The sequence below is a fragment of the Telluria aromaticivorans genome (assembly GCF_013003915.1).
Lineage (GTDB): Bacteria > Pseudomonadota > Gammaproteobacteria > Burkholderiales > Burkholderiaceae_D > Telluria > Telluria aromaticivorans.
This window is the reverse complement of record NZ_JABAIV010000002.1, coordinates 577,852-598,071: the sequence shown is the minus strand read 5'-3', so window position 1 is coordinate 598,071 and position 20,220 is coordinate 577,852. Positions and strand designations below refer to the sequence as shown.

Genomic DNA, 20,220 nt, shown 5'->3' with positions numbered 1-20,220 from the left:
GCTTGCCCGGCCACAGGAGCGGACCGGGGATGGAATCACTTTACCCGCGAGGGCCAGGCTGCTCCGTTCGGAACCTCACACAGCACGCCAGCCGTTTGCGCCCGATCAAGGTCAAGGAACGCTCAGGACCTGGGTCCGGGCTTGGGTCTGAACCCGGCGGCTGGTATCGGTGATGGTGATGTCGGCAATGCCGATGCCGAGCTTGCGCGCATCGGCCGGATTGCCGAGGTCGGCAGGCGAAATCGGCCGGGGGACCTCGATGCTGAGGCTCCGTTGCTTGCCGTCGGTGACGAAGCGCAGGCCCAGCTCCTGCAGCGAAGGCGAGAGCTGGAACCGCGTGCTCTCGGCGCCGATGCGCATCGTGAACGGCAGCGTGGCGTTGACGTCGAAGGCCCTGGCCGTCAGGATCACCTGCACGTTCTTCGGCAAGGGCGCGTTAAAGTGCAGCACGACCTGCTTGGCGTCCGACCAGCGGCCCCATTGCTCGGCATGCGACAGGCCCTGGGCGTCGGCGAGCAGTCCGGTGCCGTAGGGCTTGGACAGCTCGGCCGTTCCAAGCGTGCGGCTGTCGTCGAGCGGCAGTTGCACCAGCGCATAGTCCGCCGTCTTCTTGACCGGCGTGAGCCCAGGCGGCAGCGGATGGTTGCCGATCACCAGCAGCCATTTCTTGCGCACCGGAAGCTGGTACTCGGCGATCGGCGAGTTCGGCGGCAGGTCGAGCATGGCGGTGTCCGGTGCATCGATGTGGAATTGCGCGCGCATGATTTCCTGGGCGCCGGTCGACGCCACCGTGATCTGGTTGTGCTCCTGCTTGGGCACATGGGCATGCGCGTATTTGCCGCCATGATCCGGACCCCAGCCCGGCACCAGCTGGGCCAGGTAGGCATTAGTTTCCAGGGTGCCCAGCGCCAGCATCACCGGCATCGCGCCGAACAGGAACAGCGGCGCGCCCAGGCGGCTGCCGAAAGCCCACAGGCCAAGGGCCAGCACGTCGAGCCCGACCACCAGCCAGCCGGTCCACAGGCGCAGGTTGATGCCGGAAATCTCTGGGCCGTCCACCGGGTTGAGCGAGAAATTGGGCAGCCTGACCAGCGCGAACAGCAGCACCGTCACCAGCCCCAGCGCAACCAGCCAGCCCAGCGGGGGGCGGGCGCCGGCGGCGGGCCGCTCCATCGCGCTTGCCACCAGGATCAGCAGCAGCGGGAACACGAAGGTGTAGTAGCGCAGGTGCAGGCGCACCACCTCCAGGGGACCGAGCGGTGCGATCGAGGCGGTATAGGCGATCGTCATGCCCGCAGCCGAGCCCAGCATCAGGAAGGCGAACAATTGCAGGCGGTTGAGCGCGCTGCCGGCCTGCTGGCGCGCAGTGCGGCTGACCACGGCGTGCAGCAGCAGCGCCAATGGCAGGCTCATCAAGACGGTAAGCGCCATCAGGTGGCCGCGGCCGTTGATGAAGGCGGGTGCGAGCAGCTCCAGCAGCGAGCGCGGGCGCGTGCCGGCGGCGGCGTTCGCATAGAAGCTGCCAAACAGGCTGAGTGCGGGCTCGCCGGCGATCAGGAAGCCCAGGCCGAACTTGATGCCCAGCGCGACCAGGGGAGCGATCGCCGCCGCCAGCAGCGCGGTGCGCACGCGCTGGTCGTGCTGCTCGTGCGCACCCAGCCAGGCGCTGGCGGCCAGGAACAGGCTGGTGGCCGGAATCAGGAACAGCGCATGCACTTTCACCAGGCTCATCATGCCAAGCACGACCCCCAGCAGCAGTGCGCGGCGCGGCAGCGACCAGGGCCGGGGCGTGAGCGCCACCCAGCTCAGGGCAGCGAACCCGAAGTAATAGGTCGCCTCCGGCATGAAATACGCAGTGTAGATATTGGTCGGCGCCAGCAGGGACAGCACCACGACGGCGATCGCCAGCAGGGGGCGCATGTAAACGCGCGCGACGAAATAAAAGAAGGCGCCGGCGCCGGCGAAGAGCAGGCCGTTGGCAATGCGCACGCAGTCGAGGAAGCCGTCGCCGCAAGCGAGCGAACCGCGGAACAGCCACAGGTAGAGGTAGGAAGGCACGATGGCTTCGCCCAGCGGCATCAGGCGCGCCATCTTGCTGTAGTACCACTCGTCGGCAAAGATGGCCGGATACAGGCCCAGGTTACGGTAGAGCAGCCAGGCCAGCACGGCGGCGAGCGCCGCGCACAGGACCAGCCGCTGGGAACCGGTATCGAAGCGGGTATCGGCGGAAGTGTCTGCGAGCTTATCGGTCTTGATCATAAGGTATTGTCGAGGGAATGGGATGCGCCGCGCCATGCGGCGATCGCCTGGGCCATCTGGGGCCAGGTAAAGAATTTGCGCTTTTCGTAGTACAGGGCGCCATCGTGCGGGCGTTCGCCAAGGCGCTCGGGCGCCACCGGCTGCAGCTGCTCGACGCCGCGCAGCAGGTAGTGCAGCGCAACGAAGGGGAACAGCCCGATCCAGGTGGTGCGCTGCGACGGGTAGGACAGGCAGGCCTTCAGATGGCGCAGGCGCAGGCGCCACGGGATCGGCAGCGCCTGCACCGGGCCATTCCGGGGCAGCGGCGCCAGCACCCGGAACAGCGGGCCGGGCAAGCCACTGGCCTGGTAGAGCGAAAACTGCCAGGTGCGCGCCAGCAGGCCGCGCTCGAAGGCCAGGGTCACCGCCAGCGCGTGCAGCGCGTCGTGGTCATGGTGGCCGCCTTCCCAGGCGGTCACGTGCAGCGCCTCGACCTGCGGGTAGCGCTCGAGCCAGCGCGCGATCCAGGCGGCGGCGCGCTCGAGGTGCAGCGGCAGCTGGGCATCGCCAATGCCCAGTTCGAGGCCGGCAAAAAACACGTCGTCCGGCGCCACGCCGAGGCCAGAGAGCACCGCCAGCGATTCGCGGTTGCGCTGCCCGGCACTGGCGCTGGCGGTGCGGCCGTCGGTGAGGTAGGCGCAGGCCACGCGCAGGCCGCGCGCGCGGCAGTCGAGGATGCGCTGCAAGACGCCGAACTCGTCGTCCTGGTGGGCGAACAGGAACAGCGCGACAGCGCCTTCACCCCGCGCTTGGCCGGTCTCAGTAGGCATCGAAGTCGAGGAAGGTGAACTGGATGCGCGAGGCGTCCAGCAGGGGCACGCGCGGCGTGAACGGGCGCCAGATCAGGTTCAGCGGCGAAGGGCGCAGCCGCATCGGGATGCTGGCGTAATTCCAGTAGCGGCTGGTGGCGTCGGGGGCCAGGCCGATGAACAGGCGCAGCATTGACGGCGCCACGCCGCCTGCCGGGACCAGGGCGGATTGCGTATCCAGCTCGGCATAGGCCGGCAGGTGCTTGCCCATCGACGCGGCGTGGAACTGCAGGCGCTTGCCGCCGTGGGTGGATACGGTGTGCACGCGGTTGTGCGGGTTGGCGCAGCGCCAGGCCAGCGAGGCCGGGGTCCAGCTGCGCTCGAAGGAGAGCGCGGCGGCCGCGGGCTTGGCGGCGTGCTGCAGCCGGCCCAGGCCCACGCGCGCCTCCAGCGGGCGCACCAGCTGGAAACCGAGCTTGCGCACGAAGCCGGGCGTGCTGTTGGCATTGGCCACGCCGTATACGCCGTCGAAGCCTGCCTGCGCCCCGGCCTCGTAGGTCATCGCCGCCAGCTTCGTGAACAGGCCCTTGCCCTGGTAGTCGGGATGGGTGGCCGTGTTCAGCGACAGCAGCACCAGCACCTCCGCGCCCTCGACCCAGGCGCGCGCCGGTACGCACACATAGTGCGCGGCGAGGCGCTCGCCGTCCCAGGCATCGTAGCCGACCGCCGCGCCGTCCGGATTGGCCACGTACAGCCAGTCGAGATAGGCGGGCGTGAACTTGCCGGTGCCGGGGAAGCAGGCGGCGAACAGCGCGCCGTACTGCGCGAGGGTGGCGGGGTCGTTCCGGACGGGCGCAAAACGCATGGGCTGCATCACTTGAAGATCCAGTATTTGCTGAGCAGGTAGCCGTTGACCGCCACCAGCGGCAGCGACAGCAGCTTACCCAGCAGCGGGTTGTCGAGGTTGGCGTCGGCCAGCGCCACGCAGCCGATGGTCAATAGGTAGTTCACCCCGACGACGCACAGGTAGCGCGTGAAGTTCGCCGGGCTGGCGGCACTGTTGAAGGTAACACGGCTGTGGAAGGCATAGTTGACCAGCAGGCCAGCGCCAAAGCCCGCGCTGGCGGCCGCGGTGGTAGCCACGCCATTGGCCAGCAGCAGCTGCATCAGGCCGACATCGGCCAGCGCGCAAACCAGCCCGCCGGTCACAAACACGGCGAACTGGCGCGACAGGATGAGCGAAGCGAGCTGCGACAAACTCATTTGCTGCCGCTATTGCTGCTGCGGTACAGCGTCTTCTTGTGCAGCGGGCGGCGCGGCACCGAGGCGACGTCGTGCGCCAGGAAGGCCAGGATCAGCTGCACGCCCATGATCACCGGCAGCGCTGCCAGCATGACGGTGCCGGCCGGCGTGGAGATGCCCGAGCGCGCCGAGGCGATCCAGTGCGAGATGCCGTAGCCGGCGCCGAAGCAGGTCAGGAAGATCCCCAACGGCAGCTCGATCGAGGCGACCGACATGTTGCGCAGGTAGTAGTTGTAGAACAGGCGCTTGCCGAAATTGCGCACGTGCTTGGAGAAGAATTCGGTGACGATCTTCGAGATCTTCAGGTTGCTCACCTCGTCGCCATAGACGGCGTCCATCGGCACGTCGACCACGACGGCGCCCAGGATATTCAGGCGGAACAGCATGTCCGACTCGAAGAAATAGCGCTTGCTGATCTTGTCGAAAGGCAGGAAGCGCGCCGCGTCGGCATGGATCGCGGTATAGCCGTTGGTCGGGTCGAACAGGTCCCAGTAGCCCGAGGACAGCTTGGCCATCAGCGACAGTATCGCATTGCCGAACAGGCGCATCGGCGGCATCGCACCGATGCGCTCGAGGTTGAAGAAGCGGTTGCCCTTGGTGTAGTCGGCTTCGCCGGCCAGGATCGGCGCCACGAAATTCGGCAGCAGGCTGCCATCCATCTGGCCGTCGCCGTCGATCTTCACGATCACCTTGGCGCCGTCGGCGATCGCCGCGCGGTAGCCGGTCATGACGGCGCCGCCGACGCCCTGGTTCTCGGCATGCTCGAGCACGACCACGCGCGGGTCGCGGCAGTGCTCGCGCACGAAGGCGCCGCTGCCGTCCGGACACTTGTCGTCGACCACGTAGATGCGCGTGGCTTCGGGGCCGATGCCCTCGATCACGCCAAGGATGTGGCGGGTAACCTTGTAGCTCGGGATCACGACCGCGATCGCGTTGGCAAGCGCCAGGGCGGCGCCGGCCGGGACGGTCATGCTGGTGGTGTTGGGTGCGTTCATGGGGTGCTTCCAGTCGGTAGTGCGGTCGATGCTTCAGTCGATGTTGCGGTCGATGAACCCATGGCTCCTTGCGGTCCGGCCGGGGTGCACCGCAGCGGGCCGTCGAGGTAGCGCCAGCCGCGCGCGCTCACTGTGACCGCATTGCCCGGCGCCAGCCTGGCGCCCGCTCGGCACAGGGCGGCGTCAAGCCCGGCATTCGACGCGTGCACCAGTGTCTTGATGCGCACGCCGTCGACCTGGTAAGTATAGATTTTTTCCGGCTCGACCCAGTTATCGTTGTGGCCCATGCGCTCGACAAAGATTTCCGGCTCGGGGTGGTACCAGGCTGGGGCATGCTTCAGCACCAGGGCAGCGAGCGGGCTGAACTCGATGTACTCGTAGCGCGTGGCATGCACCATCGCCGCCGCCTGCAGCGCCAGCACGCCCGCCAGGGCCGCGGGGCGCCAGGTAGGCAGTTCACGCAGCATGGCCAGCAGGGTGAACAGCAGCGGCATCGAGGCCCAGGCCACGTAGCGCATCGGCCCGGCGGCGCCGGAATTCCAGTTGATCACGGCCAGCGCCGGCAGCACCAGCGCCAGCGTGAACAGCAGGCACAGGGCCAGCAGGCGCAACCCGCGCGCGCCCACCAGCAGCAGGGCCGCCAGCACGCCGGGGATACCGATGACCATGCCCTGGTTCAGGTCGGCGAAGAAGGAGAGCAAGCGGGTGCTGCCGATCAGGCCGGGATCGGAGAAGCGGGCGACGATCAGGTTCGGCACGCCGTAGTGGTAGAGGTTGAACAGGATGGGCAGCGCCGCCACGGCGGCGCCTGCGGCCAGCGCCGCCATGGTGCGCAAGGTCACCTGCGCGCGCAGGTTGCCGGTCAGGCCGCGGCTGCGGTCCCAGCCCAGCGCCATGCGGATCAGCGGCGCAAACACGAAGAAGAACACGATGGTCGGGTTCTGCTGCGCGGCCAGGCCGGCCAGCAGCGCGCCGGCCACCGGCATGCCGCTGGTGAACAGCAGCAATGCCGCCAGCAGGGCTGCGGCGCTGGCGCATTCCGGGCTGGTCCAGGTCCAGTACAGCACCCCGCAGCACAGCATGAACAGCAGCAACCCGAAGGCTGCGCGCGCGCTTGAAGCGAAGAAGCGGCGCAGGGCCAGGCCCAGCACGAAGACGAAGGCCAGGTTCACTGCCTGGAAAGCCTTGAAGGGCGGCTGGCCGAGCGCTTCGAGCAGGCGCAGCGGCAGGGCAGCCATCAGCGGATAGCCGAAGAAGTGGACCGGATATACCTCGCCGCCGCGCCCGCGCGCGAATGCCGGATACACGTCCTGCACGCCGCGCCGCATCTCGTCCTGCAGCATGCGGAACAGGCCGTCGAAGCGCCCCGGCAGGATCGCCATGGTGCGGTCGATGTCGCTGCTGCGGATCTCCGGCGTGCCATGGGTGGCGATGGCGACCGCATCGACCGTGTACTCGAGGGCGTCGCCGCTGATCGACACCGGGCGCGCCATGAACAGGGCCAGCAGGGCGAGTGCCAGCAGCACAACGAAGGCAAGTTGCGAAAGGTGGCGCGATCGGGCGTTGGGAGGGCGGCGTGTCTTCATCGTCATGCTCCGTACGAAGCGAGGGTGGCGAGCGCCAGGCAGCAGGCCACGACCACCAGGCTGACCTTGTCCTTGCTGACGTACAGCACCGGGTCTTCGTTGACCTGGCCGCGGAAGGACAGCACCCACAGGCGGCCGAGCCAGAACACCAGCAAGGGCAGGATCCCGGCCAGCCATTCGGGAGTGCGGTACTGGTCCAGCACGTTGTCGGAATTAAAATAGAGCATGAAGATCAGCACCGAGACGAAAGCGCTGTTGATGCCCATGATGCCCACCGGCGTCTTGTCGGCGGTGGTGTAGCCGCGCCCGCGGGTCTTGTCCTTGCCCTGGTTGTGCAGGTTGATCAATTCGCTGTGGCGCTTGAGCAGCGCCAGGCTCAGGAAAATGAAGAACGAGAAGGCCAGCAGCCAGAACGAGGGCGGGATGCCGGTCGCGGCGGCGCCGCCCAGCACGCGCAGGCTGTACAACATGGCCAACGTGACGATGTCGATCATCAGCAGGCGCTTGAGCCAGGCCGAATAGGCCACGGTAGTAGCAAAATACACGCCGACTGCCGCCAGCAGCAGCGGGTTATACGTTGCGCACAGCGCGATGGCGCCCAAGGCCAGCAGCGGGCTGGCCGCCAGCGCCAGCGGCAGCGGCAAGGCGCCCGAAGCGATCGGGCGCGTGTGCTTGGTCGGGTGGACGCGGTCGTCCTGGGCGTCCAGCGCGTCGTTGAGCAGGTAGGCGCTGGAGGCGCACAGCGAGAACGCCACGAAGGCGACCAGCGAGGCCATGAAGGTCGGCAGGTCGAGCGCATGGCCCGCCAGCATCGGCACGAACACCAGCAGGTTCTTCAGCCACTGGCGCGGGCGCAGCGCCTTGAACAGGGCGTGGGCAACCCCGCCGCGCACGCTGCCCGAATGGACCGTGGCGCGGCCGTCCGCCAGGCGAAAAGGTTTATGCGTGACCGACAGCGGATGCGCGCAGCCCAGCCATACCGGCAGGTCGGCGCGCGAGTTGCCGATGTAGTCGTAGCCTTGTGCGCCATACAGCTCGGCCAGGCGGCGTGCCTTGTTATGCGAAGTCAGGTTGATGCCGTCGCCGGTGGCGAGCACCAGGTCGAACAGGCCCAGGTGCCTTGCTACCTGCTCGGCGAAACGGCGCTGGGCGCCGGTGGCCAGCACCACGGTGCGCCCGCGTGCCCGCTCCGTGCCGACCATGGCCAGCACCGTGCGGTCATAGGGCAGGGCGGCGGGGTCGAGTTCGACCGCGTTCGCCAGGCGCTCCTTGAAACCGGCCTTGCCCGCCAACAGCCAGAACGGCAGCAGCCAGGCGCGCAGGAGGTTCGTCTTCAGGAACAGCACGATCGATTCCCACAACAGGTCGGAATGGATCAGCGTGCCGTCCAGGTCGACGACCAGCGGTCGCTGCAGGTCGCCGGCGCGGTCGCCGGCGATGTCGCGTTCAAGCATGGCGGTCGTCCGTCCCGGGCAGCGTGCGGTACCACTGCCGGCGCACCAGCGCGTCCAGCACCTGCTGCGCGGCGCCGTCCCAGGTCAGCCAGGGCATGCCGGTCGATTGCGGCGCCTTGCCCTCGCGCTGCAGGGCCAGCCATGCGCTCACGGCAGCCGCCAGGTCTTGCGGGGCCAGGCCGTCGAAATAATAGGCGTGCTCGCCCGCCACTTCGCGGAACACCGGCAGGCTGCGCGCCAGGATCGGGATGCCCTTCTGGGCCGCTTCGATCAGCGGCAGGCCGAAGCCTTCGCCTTCCGACGGCGCCAGCAGGGCGGCCGAGCCGGCGTACAGCTTGAGCAGCATCTCGTCCGAGATGCCCGGCAGCCAGAACAGGCGCTTCGATTTTTCCGGATGCGCGGCCATGCGCTCGCACAGCTTCTCCATCATCCAGCCCTGCTTGCCCACCACCACGAGGTTGACGTCCTCGCCGCGCTCCCACAGCAGTTCGAAGGCGGCCAGCGCCTGCGTGTGGCCCTTGCGCGGCTCGACCGTGCCCACCATCAGGAAGCTCGGGCGTTCGCCCAGCGCCGCCAGCACCTGGTCGGCATCCGGCGGCAAACCAAAACTCGGCGCGCTGGCGTTGATGTCGGCGCCAAGGTGGAAGTGGCCGAGCTGCAGCGGCGTGCGGCGTTTCAAGCCTTCGCGCTCGATCCAGGCCGCCAGTTCGTCGGCCACCGCGCGCGAGATGCACAGCACGCCGTCCGACACCTTGTGCACCGTGCGCAGGAAGTCGCCGAAATACTGTTCGGTGCCGAAGGGGAAGACGTCCGGGCGCAGCATCGGCAGGATGTCGAACACGACGAAATAAACGCCGACGCCGCGGTCGCGCATCGACAGCAGCAGCTGCTCGTTCTGCGAGGTGCCGGTGGTGAACAGGTCGAGGCCGAAGAAGATGTCGCCGGGGCGCAGGTCGACCGGCGCGTCTTCCAGCGCCAGCTCGGTTTCACCCACCATGCCGAGGCCGAAGCGGCGCGCATAATGGTAACTGCGGTTGCCGCCATGCGAGTACACCGGCTCGATCCGGAAGCCCGGCGGCGGGTCGGCGATCATCGCCAGCAGGATGCTGCGCACCACGCGCTGGATGCCGGTCTTGAGGTCGGACTGCACCACCGCCGAGACGTCCACCAGCAATTGGCGCGGCTGGGCCGGGGCGCGGTTGAAGGCGATGGCCGCCGCCAGGTCCTGCAGTTCCTGGGCCGGGCATAGCGGCGCCACCGCGCGTACCAGCTGCTGGTAGGCGGCATGCTCGCCGTGCCGGGCAAAATCTTCGATGGCGTCGCGGTACAGGGCGCCGACGTGGGCCGGCGCATGGTGTTCGGCCATGTGCCCGAGCGCGCGCGCCGACAAGCGGGCGCGCAGCGCGGCATCTCCGCGCAGGCTGGACAGAGCGCCGACCAGTTGGCCCACCGTGAATTCGTCGGGCAGTTTCACCAGCAGCGTATCGGGCAGCGAAGCCGTCGAGCCGTGGGCGTTGACGATGGTCGGCAGGCCGTACAGCAGGCAGTCGAGCACCGCTGCCGAGGTCTCGCCGCGGGTGGACGAACGCAGCTGCACCGCGACGTCGGCGGCGGCCAGGTAGTGGGCATAGACCGCGGCATCGACGAAACCGGTGATGCGGATGCGGCCGGCTGCGGGGCTGGCGAGGATCTGTTCGCGCAGCTCTTCGCCATACGGACCGGGATCGTTCTCGCCGATGAAGACCAGGTGGCAGTTGGGGTCGAGCGCGAGCGGCGAGGCCAGGTAGGCTTCCAGCAGTTCGGCGTTGAGCTTGGTGCGGCCCAGCATGCCGAAGGTGGCGACAACAAAAGCGTCGCCCTCCAGCCCCAGGGCCGCACGCGCTGCATTGCGTGCATCCTGCGTTGCGCTGCCCCCCTGGCGGCCGCGCAGCAGCGGGATGGTGCGCCAGCCGTCGGCGGCACCTTTTCCGTACCACTGCTCCGCGAGTTCGCGCGAGAAGTCGGAATGGACGATGACACCGCTGGCCTTGTCGAGCACGCCCTTGTTGAGCGGGTATTTCCAGATCGACGGGTTGCGGCCTTCCCTACGGTGCCCGAGCAGGCCGGTATAGCCGTGCGACTCGTACAGCGCCTGCAGGAAGCCCTTGTCGAGGTATTCCTCGCGCTCGAGGTTGTCGAGCACGCCGGACAGGTAGAAGTCGTGCAGCACGACGATGCCGGGCACCTCGCGCACCAGCCCGAACATGTGCTTGTGGGCGTGCGAATTGCCGAAGTGGTAGACCACGCGCTCGAAATCATGCGCGTGCTCGCGCAGCCAGTCCGCGCTGCGCAGGGGGAGACCGGCCAGGCGCGCATCGAGGACCAGTTCCGGGTCCTGGTCCACCACCAGTTCGATGTCGTAGTACTGCGCCAGTTCCGGCACCAGTTCGGCGCTGTAGTCGGCGATGCCCGATTTTTCCGGCGGCAGCGGCGACACGTAGGCCAGGCGCGGCCGGGCGCCAGTTACCGGCGACAGCGGTTCTGCCGCGGTGGCGTCGAGCGCGGTGAGCAGGGTGGCGACGTTCACGCCGCGGCATTCGGTTTCCAGCACCGGGTAGGGTGCAGTCCCTGCCGTGGCGGCGCGCTTGCCGGCCGCGCGCACCGGCGCCAGCACCACGCCTGGGGCCAGGCTGGCCAGCGCATGCTGGCGCACCAGGGCGCGCACCCGGCCCCCGGCCGGCAGGTCGAAGGCCCGCACGCGGTCGGGCGGCAGTAGGCCGCCGGCACGCAGGATCTCCAGTGTAAGCGGATCGAGCAGCGGGACGGCGACATGCACCTCACGGTCACCGGCCTGGCGCAGCAATTCCTGCGTCAGCGCCAGCGCGGCGGGGTCCACGCGGCCGTGGTTGTCAAGAAGGTCGATAACGATACGCATAGTTCAGTAAGCCTTTGGCGCTAACCTTGAATGGGTCAGCGGCTGGTATGGTGGTGGCGCGCCCGTTCCAGGTCGGCCAGCACGCCGCGCACCGAGGCCGGCACGCCGCGCAAGGCATCCGGCACCGGCTTGACGCCTTCCGGCAGCGGCTCGGGCGGCAACTGCTTGAGGGCGGCCAGCGAGGCCTGCACGCGCCGGCCCAGCGGCGGGAAACGCAGCAGCACCGGGATGAGCAGGCGCCGCAGCGCTTCGTTGCGGGTCAGGCGTGTGAGGATGCGGCGCACCAGTTCCGGCCGGCGCAGCGAATGAACCAGGTTGCCGAGCGCGCGCACCGGACGGGTGATCTTCCACGAGGTGCTGTTGTGGGTGGCAATGACGGTCGCTTCCAGGCTTTTCGCCCAGGCCAGCAGCTTTTCGGCGTTCGCCTGCTCGGCTGCCACTGCCTGCTGGAGGGCGGCGATGCTGGCGTCGGCATGCATCTTTTCCTGGGCCAGCTGCTCGGCGCGCGCCCAGGCGGTATCGAGCCGGTCGTGCAGCTCGGCCGCTTCGCGGGCAATGGCGTCCGCACGCTGGCCGGTCTCGGCGGCGTGGCGCTCGGATTCGCGCAGGGAATGCGTGAGTGCCTTCGACGAGGCCCAGGCCTTGTCGAGGTGGTGCGAAATATAGTCGTCGAACACGTTCGGCTGGATGCCGAAATGCGCCATCAGGTCCGTGTGTTCCTCTGCCACGTAATAGCGGTTCAGGCCATCGAACCAGGCGAAGCGGTAGCGCTGCCCGGTCACCAGGTGCTCCCAGCTCGCGTGGTTGGTGGCGCGGCTGTTCGGCAGGGTCGCCTCGATGACCAGCACCCACGGGCGCCAGCGCACGAAGTCCATCCCGCGCAGCACTTCGCCTTCGAAGCCTTCGACGTCGACCTTCAGGAAGTGGATCTCACCCTGCACGTGTTCTTCGCAGACCGAAGCGAGGGTGCGCACCGGGACGGTCAGTTCGGCGACTTCGTGCCCTTCGGAACGGTGCAGTTCGGCCACCATTTGGTCGGGCGAGGCCCAGCCGCGCACGGCCGGCACGTCGTACAGGGTCAGTTCGCCGTCCGAGCTGCCTGCGGCCACCGCCAGGTTGACGTCGCGCGGGCGCTGGTCGAGGAAGGCCTGGTGGAAGCTGGGCAGGGGCTCGATGCTGATGCCGCGCCAGCCGGCGTCATAGAAGGCCTTGGTCACCGAATGCTCTTCGGGATCGTTGGCGCCGACGTCGATGTAGAAGCCGTTTTTCACGTGCCCGAGCACGCGCCACAGCAGCACGTCCTCGAGGTTCTGGGCGTAGGAGATTAAAGTCATGTGCGTTGTATGTCGATGGCCGGGTCGAGCCAGGCCGAACCCTCGAAGTGCGGGCGGCGCATGTTCATCACGGTGAACACCAGGGCCAGGTCGCGCCACTCGTAGTTGTTCACCAGGTGGGTCTCGGTGCTGACGATCGCGGTCGCGACCGAATAGGTGCCGGGGCCGAGGTTCATCGGGAAGGCGAAGCGGTAGACCACTTCTTCGCCGGGGCCGACCGCTTCCAGCGGCAGCCCCTTGAGGTGGGTATTGGTGCCGTACATCGGCTGGCCGAGGCGGTCCTTGATCATGTAGCCGAGCACCATGCGCGGGATCGCGGCCTTTGCCTGCACCCGCACTTCCAGGGTCACGGCCGCGCCCACGTCGACCACCTCGACCCGCGCGCCCGTCTCGTCGATCAGGGCGATGTCGGAGACGGTCGCTTCGCCGGTGCCGGAAACCGTCTGCACCTTGCCGCCGCTGGTGCCGTTCAGGCGCACCGTTTCGTTTTCGCGCTCGGCGATCATGGCGTTGTAGTAGTCCATGATTTCTTCCGGCTTGCCTTCTTTCGCCAGGCGCCCGCCGTCGAGCAAAATGGCGCGGTCGCACACTGACTGGATCGCCTGCTTGTCGTGCGAGACCAGCAGCAGGGTAGTGCCCTCCTTGCGGAACTGGCGGATGCGGTCGAAACTCTTGTGCTGGAAATAGGCGTCGCCCACAGACAGCGCTTCGTCCACGATCAGGATGTCCGGGCGGCGCGCGGTGGCGACCGAGAAGGCCACCCGCATCTGCATGCCGCTCGAGTAGACGCGCACCGGCTGGTCCATGTACTCGCCGATGCCGGCGAAGTCTTCGATCTGCGGCATCAGCGCCGTGATCTCGGGCACCGTCATGCCCAGCAGCTGGCCCGCCATATAGACGTTCTGGCGGCCGGTGAAGTCGGGATGGAAGCCCATGCCCAGCTCCAGCAGGGCCGCCACGCGGCCCTCCATGGCGACCGCCCCGGTGGTCGGCTGGGTGGTGCCGGTGATGAGTTTGAGCAGCGTGCTTTTTCCTGCACCGTTGATGCCGATCAGGCCCACGGCTTCGCCGGGCGAGACCCGGAAGCTGATATCGGTCAGCACCCATTTGAGCTTGTGGCGCGGGCCGCGCATCGGCAGCAGCCATTCGCCCAGGCGCGACCAGCGCGTCGGGTACTGCTTGTAGGCCTTGCCCAGGTTCGAAACGGCGATCGTGCCCATCAGAGTTCGTCCACCATTTCGCCCGAGCGCTTGCGGAACAGGCGCATGCCGAGGATGCACAGCAGCAGCGCCATCAGCGCTGCGGGGATCAGCGAATTCCAGTCGGGCAACCGGCCTTCGACCAGGATCTGCTGGTGCGCCTGCACCACCGCCGCCATCGGGTTATAGACCAGCACCGGCCGCACTTCTTCCGGCAGGATGCTGGCCGGGTAGACGATCGGCGTGAGCCAGAACCAGAACTGCATGGCGATGGTCACGAACTGGCCGACGTCGCGGAAGAACACGTTCAGGATGCCGCTGACCATGCCGAGGCCAATGGCCAGCAGGACCTGCAGCAGCAGCACCGGGACGATGGCGAAGAACACCAGGCCCGGGAAATTGCCGGTCGCGACCAGGAAGACTGTGAACAGCCCGAAGATGATGCCGAAATTGACCAGCGCATTGAACACGACGATCAGCGGCAGGCAGATACGCGGGAAGCTGATCTTCTTGATCAGGTTGGCCTGCTCGAGGAACATGTTCTGGCCACGGGCGACGATCTCGGCGAAGAGGCCCCAGGTCAGGATGCCGGCGCACAGGTAGATCGAATAGGCCGCGCCCGAATCGTTGCCGGGCAGCTTGGCACGCATGACCTCGGAAAAGATCACGGTGTAGACGAGAATCATTGCGAGCGGGCTCAGCACCGACCAGACGGCGCCGAGCATGGCGTTCACGTATTTCGACTGGAATTCGCGTTTGACGCTGCCCAGCACGAAACCGCGGTAGGCCCACAGGCCTCGCAGCATCAGGGGCGAGATCATGAGGCGGCCCGTGCTGGCAGCGCCCCGGTCGGGTGCGTCAGGGTGTTGGTCATGTGGAATGGCTGAGCCGGATGAGCCCGAAATTATACTTCATCCAACAGCCGCTCCGTTGTTACAGATGTAACATCTTGTCTTAAGTCAATAAGAAATTGTCACGGAGGTGTAGTGGCGATCGCAGGCATACGCGCCCACAGCGCTCGTCTATACGTAGCGTGGGCGGGTCTCCCGCCCACGCGTTCAACGCACCGTCGCGTCATCGAAACGCGCTAAAAAATCCTAACTACCCAAATTGGTAAAAATCCCCACTGCCAGCTCCGCCCACACATACACGAACGCCAGCGCAATCACCCCGCCCACCAGCACGCGCTGCGTCGCCGTCTTCACCTTGCGCGACGCAAACACGAACCCCAGCCCGGTCACCATCAGCAGGATTCCCGCAACGACAAAATCCGACCCCGTCCAGTCCACTTCACCCGTGAACTGCATCGCCACCAGCGGAATCATCAGCACGGCAGCAGTCACCGCCACCACACACGAGATGCTTTTGCCGAGGCTGTGCTTCGAGTCGAGGCTGTTGCCGGTCAGGGTGCTCATGGTGGGTCTCCTGGGATGAAAATGCGATGAAGCCGGCAGGGCGCCGGTCATGCCAGAAATGTATCACGGCCTTGCGGGTATCGCTACCGGTGGCCGCGTGTTCTGCCGGCGACCGGAACCTGGCGCACATCAGCGACAAAGTGAATTGGGACGTGGCCGCAAGCCTAGTCGCCGGTTTGCCATTGTCGTTTGAACAGCTCGGAAATTTCCACGCGAAGGCGTACTGCCGAAAGGTGGAGCGTGTGCGACGGAGTGGGCGAATAGCAATCAACAGCGATAAAGGCCCGGTCTACTATGTCGGAAAATGCGCGCTCTTCAGTGCTGACCTTGATGCCTTGCGAGATCGCAGCCCATTGCGCGTCCCGGTCAGAGCGCCATTGTTGCAGAAATTGACATGTGAACTCATCCGCATCCAGTGACATGCGGATGAACTGCTGCATAAGGTCACGATAAGCGAATTCATTCCGTAGATAGCTCATGTGTCCTCAAATCACAGCCAGTGACGATCACCCCCCCTGCACCAGCCTCTGCAAAGCCACCGGATCCAGGATGATCAACCGGTGCGCCTCCTTCTGCACCACTCCCTGCTGCACCAAGGTCAGCAGCGCCCGTGTCACCGTCTCGCGGCTGGTATTGATCATATTCGCGATGTCCTGGTGGGTCGGCAAATTCTCGACCACCCGCGTGCCGTCGGGACCGTCGGTCTGCTGCATCAGCGCGATATAGGTAAAGATGCGGCGCGTCGTGTTGTTAATGCTGAGCAGGGCGCGGAATTCGGAGTCGCGCTGGATCTTCTGCGCCAGGTGGCCCAGCATCTTGCGCGCCACCGAGGGCGAATGCGAGAACAGGTGCAGGGCGACCGTGGCCGGCAAAAACGCCACCAGCACTTCGGTGGTCGCCACCACCGACGCCGAGCGGGTCGAATCGTTGATCAGGGCGATTTCGCCGAAGAAGTCGCCGGCCGACAGCATGCGCAGGCCGACCGAGCGGCCGTCTTCGGTCACGTCGACCACTTGCAGGTGGCCCGACAGCAGGAACAGCAGGCCGTCGCCGCTGCCGCCCTTGTGCAGCACCACCGAACGTTTCGGGTAATGGCGGAAGCGCAGTTCGCCCCGGACCTGCAGGATCTCCTCATCCGTCAGTTCGGACAGCAGCGGGATCTTGCGCAGGTGGATTTGGACCTGGCGTTCCTGTACCTCCTGCGGTGCGGGCGGTTCAGGCTGGTCACGGCGCTGGGGAAGCTTGGCGGAAGAACTCATCGAAGGGTCAGGTCTCGTCAAAAATGCCCGGTGGCGTAGGCGGGGAGGGCAACAAAGGAGATACCGGCCGCGTTGGCGGCCAGGTCGCGCCAGCAGAAGCGCCGGTCGGGCACCAGGCCCTGCAGGCATTCGACCAGCCAGCCACCGAGCAGCAAGCCGGCCAGCCACCAGGCGGTCTCGAGACGTCCTTGCGCGACCCGCAGCGCCAGTACGGTCAGCAGGGCGAACCCGGCGAAATGCAGCAGCTTGTCGTTGGGCAGGGGCGGCAGCCAGCGGTTCGGCACCAGGCAACCGGCCCCGAGCCCGGCTGCAGCGCAGGCAAACAACATCACATCTGGCGCCATCGGCAAGTCTTTCCCCTAATTGAGCCCTGCGATTGTAGCGCCGGCGTCAAGGGTACTGCCATTGCCAGCTCAGCTGTAGCTGCCGGTTATTGTACTGAAAGATGCTGATGTTCTCGCGGTTGCGCACCATTCTTCCCTCCAGCGCAACAGTCTGGTTCTTGGCGACCTGGTAAGTCAGGGTCGCGCGCAACACCTGGGTGCGCTGGGCGCGCACCTGGTCGATCAGCAGCTCAGGCGAGTAGGGCGAGGCGCTGTCCCATTGCTGGCGCGTCCATGCCAGCTCGCCGCTGGTGTCCCAGCCGAGCGGCCGGCGCACGGACAGCGTCAGGTAGTTGCCATGGCGGTTGCCGCCCGGGCGGTCGCTGCGCGCGCGGTCGCTCAACAAGCCGGCAGTGGCGCTGGCGGCCAGCGTCCCGGCCTGGTGGGCCAGCAGCGCGCGCGCTTCGAGCACGTCGGAGTCAAACGTGCGCAGGGTCAGGTATTTGGTGTGGGTCGCACTGGCGGTGAGGTAGAGCTGGGTATTGGCCGGCAGCGGCAGCGGCGGCGCGACCCGGGCCTGGACCTGGGCCTGCTTCTGGTAGGCGCGGCCGCCCATGGTCGTCACGCCCAGCGAACCGGTGGTGCGCAGGGTCCAGGCGCCGAAACGCCATGGCGATTCGATTCCGCCATACAGCGCGCCGGTATCGTAGGCGCGCATGCTGTCGTAGCGGCGCTGCTGGAATTGCATGAAACCGAGGCTGCCGTTGCTGCCGAGCGAGCGTACGTAGTCCGCGCCCACCGTCGTGTAGCCGTCGCGCTTGGGCAGGAAGTCTTCCAGCAGCGGCAGTTCGATGTCGCCATCCGGGCCGGTGACGATGAAGGTGGAGTTGCTGGCGCCCTGGTTGACGTTGTCATCGACGCCGCGGCCGATGTTGACGCTGGCCGAACTGGCCGGGGCGGTCGGCTTGCAGCCGCTGTCGCGCGCTTCGCCAATCAGCTCGAGGATTTCGCGGGTCGGCGAAAAACGGGTCTCGATGGTGGCGAACAGGCGCTCGGCCTCGTCCGCATTGCCCAGGCTGCACTGGATCAGCGCCAGGTCGATCAGGGCGCCGGCGTGCTGGGGCGCCTGCTCGATCAGGCGCGCCAGGGTTTCCGAGGCGTCGTTCTTGCGCCCTTCGGCCAGCGACTGCAGCGCGTTCTGGTACAGCGCGTCCTGGGCGCCGGGGACGCTTGCAGGCGGCGTGTCTGGGGCGATGTCCTGGGCCTGCGCAAACGCCGCCGGCCAGGCCAGCAGGCCGGCGAAGAGATGAACGAAAACCCGGCGCATCATGCGTGCGGCCTCGTATCGGCCGGCACTGCCGGCTGGGTGGCCGCAAGGGGCGTGCCCGGATGGTTCATGCTGGTGTCGAAAGTATACAAAGGCGTTGGTTTTTCTTTACCGCGCAGCAGGCGCTCGCCCAGGGCGACGAAACGGTGCCGGCGCGCGCGTGCGACGGCGCCGGGGCCGATGATGACGTTGTGGGGGAAATCGCGGGCGACCTGCTCGAGCCGGGCCGCGGTGTTGACGCTGTCGCCAACCGCAGTATAGATGCTTCGGAACGAAGTGCCAAAATCGCCGGCCATTGCGACGCCGCTTTCGATGCCGATCCGCACACGCAGCGGCTTGAAACCGGCGCGTTCGCGCTGGCGGCTCAGGTTCGCCACCCGGCGCGTGATGGCGTGGGCGGCATCGAGCGCGAGGTCGGCATGCTGTTCCAGCGGCAGCGGCGCGCCCCAGAAGGCCATCATGCCGTCGCCGGTATATTTGTCGAGCGTACCCTGGTGGTCGATCACCGGCCCGGTCAGGCAGTCGAGGAAGTCGCGCGTCAGTTGCGCCGCCTCGGCCACCGGCAGGGTCTCGACCTGGCCGGTATAGCCTTCCATGTCGGCCACCAGGGTGGTGACGTCGCGCTGGCGCGGGCACAGCGGGTCGTCTTCTTCGCTGCGCAGCAGTTCCTCGACCACGGCCGGGGCCACGTACTGGCGCAAGGTCTGCAGCAGGTGGCGCGAACGGCCCTGGGCCACCTGCCACTGGTAGGGCACCGCCACCGCCAGCAGGAACAGGTTGGTGGCGAGCGGTCCCACCGGCGCGAAATCAGGGTCGTGGGCGCTCACCACATAGGCGAGCCCCAGCCACACGGCCGAACCGGCAGCGAGCAGCCCGACGCTGGCGGCCGCCGACAGGCGCGGGAACAGCAGCATGCAGCCCACCACCGAGGCCAGCGCAAACAGGCAGGCAATCAGGCGGCCGGGCCAGGGGGCGGGCGTCTTGCCTTGCTGGCGGTCGAGCAGGGCCGAGAGGATCGTCGCCTGCACGCCCAGGCCGGGCCGGCTGGCGGCCAGCGGGGTCTCGACCCGGTCGGCCATGCCCAGCGACGACGAACCGACCACAACCAGGCGCCTGGCGGCGCTGGACGGCACGATGCGCTGGGCCAGGATGTCGGCGGCGCTCACCACGGTATAGGCCGACCAGTCGCGCCGGTAGGGCACGCGCATCAGCCCGGTGTTGTCGAGTTCCAGGGGCCCGTTACCGGCGCAGCAGTTCACCAGCGCCAGCGCCAGGGCCGGATAGTGGCGGCCTTCGAACTGGGTGAGCAGCGGCACCCTGCGCAGCGCGCCGTCGGGGTCGGGAATGAAGCCGATGGCGCCGATCTGCGGCGCCGCTGCCAGAGCAGGGTAGTTGCCGACATAGCCGCTGGCCGGAATGCCTTCTTTATATAGAGGGGTAGCGCCGCCCAGGTGGCCGTCGCGCAGTTGCTGCGGCCGGGTTCCGGCCAGATCGAAGTCGAAGGCCTGTGCCGGCACCACCGGGCCATGCCGGGCCAGCAGCGCCAGACGCATGTCCCCTGGCGTGCCGCTGGCGGAGGGCAGCACGATGTCGAGGGCGACGCCGCGCGCACCGTATTCAGTCAGGAGGATCTCGACCAGGTGGGCCAGGCGCTCGCGCGGCCAGGGCCAGGGGCCAAGTTCGGTCAGCGAGGCTTCGTCGATGTCCACCACCAGGATGCGCGGCTCGGGCGCGCTGCTGGCCTGCATGCGGAGGAAGGCGTCGCGCAAGCGCTCGTTGGGCAAAAACAACAAGTCTGCCCGCGTGCCGGCGGCGCCGGCCGGCGCGTTGCTGGCGAACGACAGTTGCGCCAGGTTTCCATACTGCGACCACAAGGTCACCAGGAAGGCCAGCGCAGCAATGACCCAGCGTCCATGGGGTCGGGCTTGTGATCGGGATTCAGCCACGCGCAGCAGTGTACAGGCGTACTTTCAGTTAAACGAATAAGTGAGTATAACGCGCGCAGTTGCTGCCGCGCATTGGTTAACTGGGAAGATTACGAAATGTAATACTTGGGGAGCGAACC

17 protein-coding genes are annotated in these 20,220 nt (G+C 67.2%); all 17 read right to left on the bottom strand.

Annotated elements, in window-relative coordinates; all coding sequences use genetic code 11:
* Positions 1 to 111: 111 nt before the first annotated feature.
* Positions 112 to 2,259, bottom strand: coding sequence for a DUF7024 domain-containing protein (locus HGB41_RS08035; RefSeq protein WP_229422902.1), 2,148 nt, complete (start codon positions 2,257 to 2,259; stop codon positions 112 to 114).
* Complete coding sequence (locus HGB41_RS08030; RefSeq protein ID WP_171082940.1) at positions 2,256 to 3,068, bottom strand: PIG-L deacetylase family protein; 813 nt, start codon at positions 3,066 to 3,068, stop codon at positions 2,256 to 2,258. The genes HGB41_RS08035 and HGB41_RS08030 overlap by 4 nt, the downstream gene beginning before the upstream one ends.
* Positions 3,058 to 3,912 (bottom strand): GNAT family N-acetyltransferase, encoded by an 855-nt coding sequence (locus HGB41_RS08025; protein WP_171083505.1) that lies wholly within the window; start codon positions 3,910 to 3,912, stop codon positions 3,058 to 3,060. Before HGB41_RS08025 ends, HGB41_RS08030 begins: the two co-directional genes overlap by 11 nt.
* A gap of 8 nt (positions 3,913 to 3,920) precedes the next feature.
* A complete protein-coding gene (locus HGB41_RS08020) occupies positions 3,921 to 4,310 on the bottom strand; it encodes a GtrA family protein (protein WP_171082937.1) in 390 nt (129 codons plus the stop codon).
* Positions 4,307 to 5,344: a glycosyltransferase family 2 protein gene (locus HGB41_RS08015; protein ID WP_212760869.1), complete on the bottom strand. Its 1,038-nt coding sequence runs from the start codon at positions 5,342 to 5,344 to the stop codon at positions 4,307 to 4,309. Before HGB41_RS08015 ends, HGB41_RS08020 begins: the two co-directional genes overlap by 4 nt.
* Positions 5,341 to 6,930, bottom strand: coding sequence for a hypothetical protein (locus tag HGB41_RS08010; RefSeq protein WP_171082935.1), 1,590 nt, complete (start codon positions 6,928 to 6,930; stop codon positions 5,341 to 5,343). The genes HGB41_RS08015 and HGB41_RS08010 overlap by 4 nt, the downstream gene beginning before the upstream one ends.
* Before the next feature lie 2 nt (positions 6,931 to 6,932).
* Positions 6,933 to 8,384 carry a UbiA family prenyltransferase gene (locus tag HGB41_RS08005; protein WP_171082934.1) on the bottom strand — a complete coding sequence of 484 codons (1,452 nt, stop codon included), beginning with the start codon at positions 8,382 to 8,384 and terminating at the stop codon, positions 6,933 to 6,935.
* A complete protein-coding gene (locus HGB41_RS08000; RefSeq protein ID WP_171082931.1) occupies positions 8,377 to 11,298 on the bottom strand; it encodes a glycosyltransferase in 2,922 nt (973 codons plus the stop codon). Before HGB41_RS08000 ends, HGB41_RS08005 begins: the two co-directional genes overlap by 8 nt.
* Positions 11,299 to 11,333: 35 nt before the next feature.
* A complete protein-coding gene (locus HGB41_RS07995) occupies positions 11,334 to 12,632 on the bottom strand; it encodes an FkbM family methyltransferase (RefSeq protein WP_171082928.1) in 1,299 nt (432 codons plus the stop codon).
* Positions 12,629 to 13,852, bottom strand: a complete 1,224-nt coding sequence (locus HGB41_RS07990; protein ID WP_171082926.1) for an ABC transporter ATP-binding protein — start codon at positions 13,850 to 13,852, stop codon at positions 12,629 to 12,631. Before HGB41_RS07990 ends, HGB41_RS07995 begins: the two co-directional genes overlap by 4 nt.
* Positions 13,852 to 14,652, bottom strand: a complete 801-nt coding sequence (locus tag HGB41_RS07985; RefSeq protein WP_308788924.1) for an ABC transporter permease — start codon at positions 14,650 to 14,652, stop codon at positions 13,852 to 13,854. The genes HGB41_RS07990 and HGB41_RS07985 overlap by 1 nt, the downstream gene beginning before the upstream one ends.
* Before the next feature lie 276 nt (positions 14,653 to 14,928).
* A complete protein-coding gene (locus HGB41_RS07980; protein WP_212760868.1) occupies positions 14,929 to 15,246 on the bottom strand; it encodes a hypothetical protein in 318 nt (105 codons plus the stop codon).
* A 164-nt stretch (positions 15,247 to 15,410) separates the two neighbouring features.
* Entirely contained in the window at positions 15,411 to 15,725 is a 315-nt protein-coding gene (locus HGB41_RS07975; protein WP_267874176.1) for a colicin immunity domain-containing protein, read from the bottom strand.
* A 27-nt stretch (positions 15,726 to 15,752) separates the two neighbouring features.
* On the bottom strand, positions 15,753 to 16,505 hold the full coding sequence (locus HGB41_RS07970; RefSeq protein WP_171082923.1) for a Crp/Fnr family transcriptional regulator: 753 nt from the start codon (positions 16,503 to 16,505) through the stop codon (positions 15,753 to 15,755).
* 17 nt (positions 16,506 to 16,522) lie between these two features.
* On the bottom strand, positions 16,523 to 16,849 hold the full coding sequence (locus HGB41_RS07965) for a VanZ family protein (protein WP_171082921.1): 327 nt from the start codon (positions 16,847 to 16,849) through the stop codon (positions 16,523 to 16,525).
* A 46-nt stretch (positions 16,850 to 16,895) separates the two neighbouring features.
* Positions 16,896 to 18,158 carry a tetratricopeptide repeat protein gene (locus tag HGB41_RS07960; RefSeq protein WP_171082919.1) on the bottom strand — a complete coding sequence of 421 codons (1,263 nt, stop codon included), beginning with the start codon at positions 18,156 to 18,158 and terminating at the stop codon, positions 16,896 to 16,898.
* Positions 18,155 to 20,101, bottom strand: a complete 1,947-nt coding sequence (locus HGB41_RS07955) for a CHASE2 domain-containing protein (protein WP_371868481.1) — start codon at positions 20,099 to 20,101, stop codon at positions 18,155 to 18,157. Before HGB41_RS07955 ends, HGB41_RS07960 begins: the two co-directional genes overlap by 4 nt.
* Positions 20,102 to 20,220 lie beyond the last annotated feature (119 nt).

What these genes read in the sequence shown, in the direction of transcription:
- HGB41_RS07970 (WP_171082923.1), bottom strand. Translation starts at nt 16,505, where the DNA reads ATGAGTTCTTCCGCCAAGCTTCCCCAGCGCCGTGACCAGCCTGAACCG.
- HGB41_RS08020 (WP_171082937.1), bottom strand. Translation starts at nt 4,310, where the DNA reads ATGAGTTTGTCGCAGCTCGCTTCGCTCATCCTGTCGCGCCAGTTCGCC.
- HGB41_RS08000 (WP_171082931.1), bottom strand. Translation starts at nt 11,298, where the DNA reads ATGCGTATCGTTATCGACCTTCTTGACAACCACGGCCGCGTGGACCCC.
- HGB41_RS07965 (WP_171082921.1), bottom strand. Translation starts at nt 16,849, where the DNA reads ATGGCGCCAGATGTGATGTTGTTTGCCTGCGCTGCAGCCGGGCTCGGG.
- HGB41_RS07990 (WP_171082926.1), bottom strand. Translation starts at nt 13,852, where the DNA reads ATGGGCACGATCGCCGTTTCGAACCTGGGCAAGGCCTACAAGCAGTAC.
- HGB41_RS07995 (WP_171082928.1), bottom strand. Translation starts at nt 12,632, where the DNA reads ATGACTTTAATCTCCTACGCCCAGAACCTCGAGGACGTGCTGCTGTGG.
- HGB41_RS08015 (WP_212760869.1), bottom strand. Translation starts at nt 5,344, where the DNA reads ATGAACGCACCCAACACCACCAGCATGACCGTCCCGGCCGGCGCCGCC.
- HGB41_RS07960 (WP_171082919.1), bottom strand. Translation starts at nt 18,158, where the DNA reads ATGATGCGCCGGGTTTTCGTTCATCTCTTCGCCGGCCTGCTGGCCTGG.
- HGB41_RS08010 (WP_171082935.1), bottom strand. Translation starts at nt 6,930, where the DNA reads ATGAAGACACGCCGCCCTCCCAACGCCCGATCGCGCCACCTTTCGCAA.
- HGB41_RS07975 (WP_267874176.1), bottom strand. Translation starts at nt 15,725, where the DNA reads ATGAGCTATCTACGGAATGAATTCGCTTATCGTGACCTTATGCAGCAG.
- HGB41_RS08035 (WP_229422902.1), bottom strand. Translation starts at nt 2,259, where the DNA reads ATGATCAAGACCGATAAGCTCGCAGACACTTCCGCCGATACCCGCTTC.
- HGB41_RS08030 (WP_171082940.1), bottom strand. Translation starts at nt 3,068, where the DNA reads ATGCCTACTGAGACCGGCCAAGCGCGGGGTGAAGGCGCTGTCGCGCTG.
- HGB41_RS08025 (WP_171083505.1), bottom strand. Translation starts at nt 3,912, where the DNA reads ATGCGTTTTGCGCCCGTCCGGAACGACCCCGCCACCCTCGCGCAGTAC.
- HGB41_RS07980 (WP_212760868.1), bottom strand. Translation starts at nt 15,246, where the DNA reads ATGAGCACCCTGACCGGCAACAGCCTCGACTCGAAGCACAGCCTCGGC.
- HGB41_RS08005 (WP_171082934.1), bottom strand. Translation starts at nt 8,384, where the DNA reads ATGCTTGAACGCGACATCGCCGGCGACCGCGCCGGCGACCTGCAGCGA.
- HGB41_RS07985 (WP_308788924.1), bottom strand. Translation starts at nt 14,652, where the DNA reads ATGATCTCGCCCCTGATGCTGCGAGGCCTGTGGGCCTACCGCGGTTTC.